Origin of the sequence: Novosphingobium sp. ERW19, assembly GCF_012641315.1 — a bacterium.
GTDB lineage: Bacteria > Pseudomonadota > Alphaproteobacteria > Sphingomonadales > Sphingomonadaceae > Novosphingobium.
Window position 1 is genome coordinate 1 of sequence record NZ_JABAIC010000026.1, and the last position, 7,470, is coordinate 7,470.

Genomic DNA, 7,470 nt, shown 5'->3' on the forward strand with positions numbered 1-7,470 from the left:
TGTGAGACCCGATACAGCACGACCAGGCTCCGGCTCGGTCAGTGCGGACAGATCCATGAAACCCTCAAGGGATCACACCGCCCAGCTCTGCAATTACAGATCCTGAGCCTAACCCAAACCGGCCTTTGTCTCGAAGCTATCTTCTTGAACGAGTTTGGGGCACTGGAGTTGATGTCCACTCCCGCACTCTTGACACCCATATTGCTAGACTGCGCCGTAAACTGGATTTGGGCGAGACAGTCGGAGTGACCATACGAACATTGTATGGATTCGGCTACCAGCTGGAAGCGGTAATTGATCATCCTATGTGACATCCGGCGTGGGTTGCAATTGAAGCTGAATTGCAATTTCTCACACACTGGTAAGTCGGGGCGGGCCGTACAGGCATGTATGGCGAACTTGGTTTACGCTGCCGAAGACGAGTGGGTAGCCAAGAGACGATCGAGGTGCGTTTCAATCAGCTTCCCGGGCTCGATGAAGGGAAATTCCGGCCGGGTCAGGAAGATTGCGACAAGCCCGTGAATGCCAGCCCACACACTTTGGGCAGCTACTTCTGCTTCATTCGCGTTGCCCAAATGAGCCGTCATTGCTTCTCGCAAGATGGAAAAAGTCGCGAGCCCAGCCTCAAGCCCGCGGTGCATCCCGCTTTCCTCGTCGACAGCGATCTCGGCCATGAACGCTACGCGATACGCTGCGGGCTCTTCTAGACCAAACTGGATATAAGCTCGGCATAGTTCGCGTAGACGCTGAGCAGAGGGCAACGACTGATCAACAGAGCGAAGCCGGCGTTCAAGAAAGCCGAAAGCCCGAATGCAGAGCTCGACAGCAATCGCGTCCCGACTGGCAAAATGCGCGTACAATGACGGCTGACTGATACCTACAGCCAAGGCGATTTGTCGGGTGGTGGTGCTGTCGAGGCCATGCTCGAGAAACAGGCGTTGCGCCTCATCAAGGATCTGCTCACGCCGGTCTGCAGACCGCGTTGATTTCGCTGGTGGCGCCATACGCTCCTTTTGCCACTTGACCTCCGTGCGTCAACCGATCACTGATCGGCTATCAATGATAGGTTTCGGAGTCGAACCTAATGCTGCGCGTACCAACGCCTTGTTTCGGCGCTCTAGCGATTGCCAGCGCAGGTCTGGTTGCGTCTTGTTCGCCGACCACCGCCAATAATGCCGATCAGATCGCAATGGTCGAGGCGGTACTGCCTCGCAGTTTGCCGGGTGCCCAAGACAGTCGAGGCGCCGAACGGTATCCGGTCCGCGTAATTTACGACCGAGAGGCGATGATATCGCTAAGGGTCGGCGGCACGCTGACCGCGCTTCCGGTGCACCCCGGGGATCGAGTCGCGGCAGGAGCCGTTCTCGCAGAGATTGACCCGACACTGCAGGTATCCAGCGAACAACGGGCAGCAGCAGACGTCGCGCAACTCGAGAGGGCTGTGCGCCGGAACGCAACGCTTCTCCCAGCGGGCGCAATATCGGAAGCGCAGCAGCAGGATTTACAGTCCGCGCTGGCGGCGGCGCAGGCAGCGCTACGCGCCGCGCGCTATGACAGGGCTTCCACTGTGGCGCGGGCACCGTTCCGGGGATTGATACTCGCCCGGATGCATGAGGCTGGCGAAACGGTCGCTCCGGGCGAACCGGTGCTGCGTATGGCGGATGTCAACAGCCCGCTCATTGCCCGCGCCGCGGTCACTCCTGCACGCGCTGCCGGCATTGCCCCGGGCAGGCCGGTCCTGCTCACGCTTGCAGGTATGGGTGAGATTTCCGGCAAGGTCTTGCGCAAGGGTAGCGCGGTGGACCCTGTCACCGGTACGCTCGATGTCGATATCGGCCTGCCCGCCAGTCCCGGTGTAGCAAGCGGATTGACCGGCAGCGTTTCCCTGACGTCCAGCAGCGCGCAGGCGTCCGGGCGCCTCTATATCCCGGCAGAAGCCTTGTTGGACGCGAACGGCCGCAACGGGCATGTGCTGGTGGTGGACCCGGCCCGCGGCATTGCCCGTCTGCATGCCATCACCTTGCACGGCTTCATTGGCGACATGCTCGAGGTTGAAGGCCTCCCCGCGTCGGCACGCGTGATCACGGCCGGTGCAGGCTTCGTTCGTGATGGTCAGAAGGTGCGGGTGGACGCCAGATGAGCTTCAATCCTGCGGCCTTTGCTCTTGCGCGCTGGCAGTTCACACTGGTGGCTATAGTGCTGCTTGCTGCACTCGGTCTCGCGGCGCTGTTGACCATACCGCGGACCGAGGATCCGCAACTCGATCCGCCAATCTTCATCATCAACGCGGTGCTTCCGGGCGCATCTCCGAGCGAGGTGGAGGAACTGGTCACGCGGCCGGTCGAGGATGCGGTCTACCGGCTCGACGGCATTCGCGAAGTGCGCTCGCGCAGCACCGATGGGCTTTCCGTCACAAGGATCGAGTTCAACTGGGGCACAAACCCTGAAAGCAGTTACGACAAGGTGACACGCGAGGTCTCCGCCCTGCGCGCCAGCTTGCCGCAGGGGTTGCAACGGCTCGACATCGTGCGCGGGCGGCCGATCAACGTTTCGATCGTCGAAGTGGCCCTGGTCAGCGAATATCTTCCGATGCGGCGGCTCGAGAAAGTCGCCGACCGCCTGCGGGAAAGACTGGGGACCATTCCGGGGATCAACGAGGCGCGCTACTGGGGCGCAGGCCGGACCGAGATGCGCGTGTCGCTGGATATGGCACGGCTAGCCTCGCTGCGCTTGTCACCCACGGCGGTCACTCAGGCCCTGCGTGCGGCCGGCGAGGAGAGCCCTTTGGGCGCGGTCAATGCTGCTGCGCGCCGGTTCACCGTGAAATACGGGGGTGCCTTCCGCTCGCCCGAAGATATTGCCGCAGTGCCAGTCTTACCTGGAGATGGCCGGGCATTGCGTGTCGGTAACGTGGCACAAGTGGCGTGGGCGCAGGACGATCATGATCATATCACGCGATTCAACGGCCAGCGGGCCCTGCTGGTAACGGCGACACAGGCAAAGGATCAGGACGTGACGCGCCTGTCCGCTTCCATCAATGCCGAACTCGATGCCTTCGAGCGGACGCTCCCGGGCGGTGTAAAGTTGGTGCGCGGATTCGACCAGTCCGAGAACGTGAAGCACCGGATAGGAGGTCTGACGCGCGACTTCCTGATCGCTCTGGTCCTGGTCAGCCTCACCTTACTGCCGCTGGGCCTCCGTGCGGCAGGGGTGGTCATGATCGCTATTCCGCTTTCGCTGCTGATCGGCGTTGGCATCCTTGCAGGCTTGGGCTTCACCCTGAACCAGTTGGCGATTGCCGGCTTTGTTCTCGCGCTGGGCATCCTCGTCGACGATGCGATCGTGGTGGTCGAGAACATCGCCCGCTGGCTGCGCGAAGGGGCGGACCGCACCACGGCAGTCATCAAGGGCACCGGGCAGATCGCGCTGGCAGTGCTTGGCTGCACCGCGTGCCTCGTGTTCGCATTCGTGCCGCTCCTTGCTCTTCCCGAGGCTTCGGGTGAATTCATCCGCTCGTTGCCGGTCGCAGTCATAGCCACGGTTCTTGGCTCGCTGATCGTGGCCTTTGCCATGACGCCGCTTGCCGCGCGTTTGCTCCTCTCGCGCGATGAACATCCCGAGGGCAACAAACTGCTGCAGGCCGTCCAGCGCGGCATTCATCGCTTCTATGCTCCGGTCCTGCACCGAGCGCTCGATCGCCCACGGCGCTGGATGATCGGTCTGCTGCTGCTGTGTGTCTTGTCGCTGCCATTGGCGAAGGTCATTGGGTCGAGCCTGTTTCCACCGGCCGAGACGCCGCAGTTTCTGGTCCGGGTGGAGATGCCGCAAGGTACTGCACAGCGTCGCACCGATCAGGCCGTGAGCTGGGTGGAGCACGTCGTCTCCGCGCGCTCCGAAGTGCGCTGGACATCGGCCAATGTCGGCCGTGGCAACCCGCAACTCTACTATAACGTGGCGCAGCGCGAGACCGACCCCGCGTTCGGCGAAGTCGCCGTCGGGCTCAAGGCGTGGGAGCCGGGCAAGTCCGAAGCGCTGCTGGCTGACCTGCGCCGCCGCTTCGACAGCTATCCCGGTGCGCGCATCAGCATCGTCACGTTCGTGAACGGGCCCGAGATCGAGGCGCCGATCGTCGTGCGTATTTCCGGGCCTGACGTTGCCCGTCTGGCGGCCCTGTCTCGCAAGGCAGAGGCGGTCATGGCGGATGTTCCCGGTGTTCGCGACATCGGCAATCCGCTGCGCCAGCCCCGCACAGACCTGCACCTTGCGGTGGATGAAGCGGCAGCATCCGCACTCGGCGTTGCTCCGGGTGCAATCCGCGATGCCGTCCGCACGGGACTGTCCGGCAGCTCCGTGGCAAGCTACCGCGATGCCGATGGCGACGATTACGCCGTGACGGTGCGAATGCCCAATGCGGGACGAAGCGAGCTAGGCCAGCTCGGACAGCTCTTCGTGCCGACCAAGGCTGGCGGCAGTGCGCCGCTGTCGGCGCTTGCCACGCCGGAATTGCGCTCGGAAGCGGCACGGATCGACCGCCTGCGCCGCGCGCGCATGGTCACGCTTACTGCGTACACGGACCCTGGCGTGCTGGTCTCGAAGGCAACCGCGCAAGTCCTCGAGCGGGTGCAGGCCGAAGTCGACCTGCCGCCGGGCTACAGCATTTCGCTCGGCGGTGAGGCTGAGACGTCCTCGCGCAGCTTTGCAGGTCTCGTCCCGGCCATCGTCGTATCATCGCTGGGCATTCTCGCCGTGCTGGTCCTCGAATTCGGGCGCTTCCGTACCGTGGCCGTGGTCGCGGGGATCGTACCATTCGGCTTTCTCGGCGCCATCGTCGCGCTCTGGCTTACGGGCAATTCGTTATCGTTCACCGCAGCAGTCGGGCTGATTGCGCTGGTAGGCATCGAGATCAAGAATTCGATCCTGCTGGTCGATTTCACCGAGCAGCTCGAACGCGACGGCCTGCCGGTCCGCGAAGCCGTGGAGCGAGCAGGCGAACTTCGCTTCCTGCCGGTACTATTGACTTCGGTCACGGCGATCGGCGGCCTGCTGCCCCTTGCCGTCGAGAACAGCGGCCTGTTTTCGCCCATGGCCATTGCCATGATCGGCGGGCTCGTTTCGTCGACCTTGCTTGCCCGCATTGCAACGCCGGTCATGTATCTTCTTCTCGCCGGCAAGGGCGCGGGTGGAAGACCGGAAGAAACCGTCGCCACTCCGGAAGGACTTCCTGCATGACGCTGCGACGGTTCCTTGGCCTTGCCTGTGCTTGCAGTTTTCTTGCGGCATGCACGGTCGGCCCGGACTACGCTCCGCCCGAGGTGCAGATTGCGCCGGCGTGGCGGCAGCCCGTGGCCAGCGGCGCTGCATCTTCCGAGCCCTGGTGGAAGGCCTTTCGCGACCCGGTACTCGACCGGCTTCAGAACGAAGCACAGGCCGGAAACCTGACGATCGAGCAGGCGCTGGCACGCGTCGACCAAGCGCGTGTTGCGGCAGCTGCGGCAGGTGCGGCGCGCTTGCCGGTGGTCGAAGCGAATGGCACTGCCGCACGGGCACAGCAGTCGCTTAACTCGGGCCTCGGGCAGTTGTCCCGTTACGTGCCGGACCTGCCACGAACAGTCGATAGCGGGAGCGCGACGCTGAATGGTTCGTGGGATCTCGACTTGGCCGGCGGTATACGCCGCCGTCAGGAAGCAGCCCGCGCCAGCCTAGTGGAGGCCGAAGCCGGCGTGCAGGCTGCACGGCTTGCGGTCACAGCTGAACTGGCGCAGGCTTACTTTCGGCTTCGGACAGCTGAGGCGCAGGGCCGCGCGCTTGCTGTCCTGGCCCGGGAAGCGCGAGACCGCGCCGCGATCATGCAGGCGCGGCAGACTGCTGGCGCTGCGTCCCTGGCAGATGCCGAGCGAACCTCGGCGCTGGCTGAGCAGGCGGCCGCCGCCCTTCCGGAAATCGAGGCGAGGGTGGAGGCGGAAAGAGCGCAGATCGCGGTCCTTGTGGGCCGTTCGCCCTCACTCCCGCTTGATCTGGCAGGGCAAATGCCAGTCCTTTCCGCGGATCCTGTAGGTGGATTGCCGGCATCAGTGCTCAGGGCAAGGCCTGACGTTGCAATGGCTGAGGCCCGTCTGGTGGCCAGCAACGCCGCGATCGGGGCCGCGCTCGCCGAATACTGGCCAAGCATTTCGATCGGGGGGCTGATCGGAGTGCAGAGCAATCGCTTCGGCGAACTGTTCACCGGAGATTCTGTCGCGATCCAGGGTGCAGTCGGCCTGCGCTGGCGCCTGTTCGACTTCGGGCGGATCGATGCGCAAGTTGCTTCGGCGCGCGGTCGGCATCGCGAGATGCTGGCGGCATACCGTGAGACTGTCCTGCGCGCCACGGCTGACGTGGAAAGCGGGCAGGCAGCGCTGATGACCGCACGCCAGGCCTATGCTCGCACCGAGGCCGAGGTCAAAGCGCGAGCGGCGGCTTTGGCCCGCGATACGGATGCGTTTCGCGCAGGTGCGATTAGCAAGGAGGAGCTGTCCGCTTCGCAAACTGCGCAAGTGGAAGCTGAAGCGCGACTGATTGCCGAACGAGGACGGGTGGCTGCCGGGGTCGTCGGTCTTGCCAGAGCGTTGGCTTTGCCATGAGCCGGTAACTTGCAGGCAAAAATGCGAATGAAGGACGATCCGGTCTGCATAGCGCGACGTCATATGGCAAAGTCGGTAGATTCTGCAGCGTATGCTTCAAACGCGATGGTGTGAATTCCATCCGGTCCCGCTGCCGCGCACCTGCCACACGATAGGATGTGAGCAGGCCGCCATCATCGATATCGTTGAAGAATTCGGCGATCGCGGAGCACTCGAACAGGACGGTGTGTTGGCCACCGGTGTCGGTCACCTGACGTAGCGGGACCTTACCGGGCGGCGAGATCGACAGGAACCAGTCTGGTCCGGCTTTCACCGCAGGAAGTCGTATCGAACCCAAATCTGCCGATTGCGAAGAAGAAAGCAGAAGTCCTGCAAGGTGCCTAAAATTCAGCTATTTCGACCGTCAGTGTTGCCGCCAGAAAGCGGTGGTTTGTGACGGATGACCTCTATATTTTTTGTAAGAAATCGTCCGGATACATCGATTGATACAGGTGGTGCCACTGCCTCGGATCGACGAGTGAGACATCCGAACGGGGCACCGGGCTCGTGATCCACAGACCCCGCCCATCAAAATGATCATCATTGTGGTACTCAAAGCCGCGTTTTACTCTCACCTCGTAGATGTCGAGTGTATCGAGCTGGTGCCCAGCCCTGAGGAGGTGGGATGATGGCTTGAGCTGATGATGTATGAATTGGAACGCGTCCCTGAGGAAAGCGACCAAATGGAGCCTAGGCTCAGGACTCACTGATCACAGCCAGAAGAGCACGGTTGCGGCGAGTGCGAGGGCGGAGAAGAAGACGGTTGGACAGCGGTCGTATCGCGTTGCCACGCGTCGCCAGTCCTTGAGAC

General features: G+C 62.9%; 4 protein-coding genes and 1 pseudogene. 3 read left to right on the top strand and 2 right to left on the bottom strand.

What is annotated here, in order from left to right; genetic code table 11:
- Positions 1 to 404: 404 nt before the first annotated feature.
- Positions 405 to 1,004 carry a TetR/AcrR family transcriptional regulator gene (locus tag HGI46_RS21565; RefSeq protein WP_118074966.1) on the bottom strand — a complete coding sequence of 200 codons (600 nt, stop codon included), beginning with the start codon at positions 1,002 to 1,004 and terminating at the stop codon, positions 405 to 407.
- A gap of 185 nt (positions 1,005 to 1,189) precedes the next feature.
- On the opposite strand from HGI46_RS21565, the gene HGI46_RS21570 reads away from it, so the two are divergent.
- From HGI46_RS21570 to HGI46_RS21580, 3 genes are read left to right on the top strand one after another with little or no spacing between them, the layout of a single operon-like run.
- Positions 1,190 to 2,140, top strand: coding sequence for an efflux RND transporter periplasmic adaptor subunit (locus tag HGI46_RS21570; protein WP_255460703.1), 951 nt, complete (start codon positions 1,190 to 1,192; stop codon positions 2,138 to 2,140).
- Complete coding sequence (locus HGI46_RS21575; protein WP_168852271.1) at positions 2,137 to 5,229, top strand: efflux RND transporter permease subunit; 3,093 nt, start codon at positions 2,137 to 2,139, stop codon at positions 5,227 to 5,229. The genes HGI46_RS21570 and HGI46_RS21575 overlap by 4 nt, the downstream gene beginning before the upstream one ends.
- Positions 5,226 to 6,620: an efflux transporter outer membrane subunit gene (locus tag HGI46_RS21580; protein ID WP_168852270.1), complete on the top strand. Its 1,395-nt coding sequence runs from the start codon at positions 5,226 to 5,228 to the stop codon at positions 6,618 to 6,620. Before HGI46_RS21575 ends, HGI46_RS21580 begins: the two co-directional genes overlap by 4 nt.
- Positions 6,621 to 7,369: 749 nt before the next feature.
- Here the strand turns inward: HGI46_RS21580 and HGI46_RS21585 are convergent.
- A pseudogene (locus HGI46_RS21585) lies at positions 7,370 to 7,470 on the bottom strand (IS5/IS1182 family transposase); the annotation flags it as partial.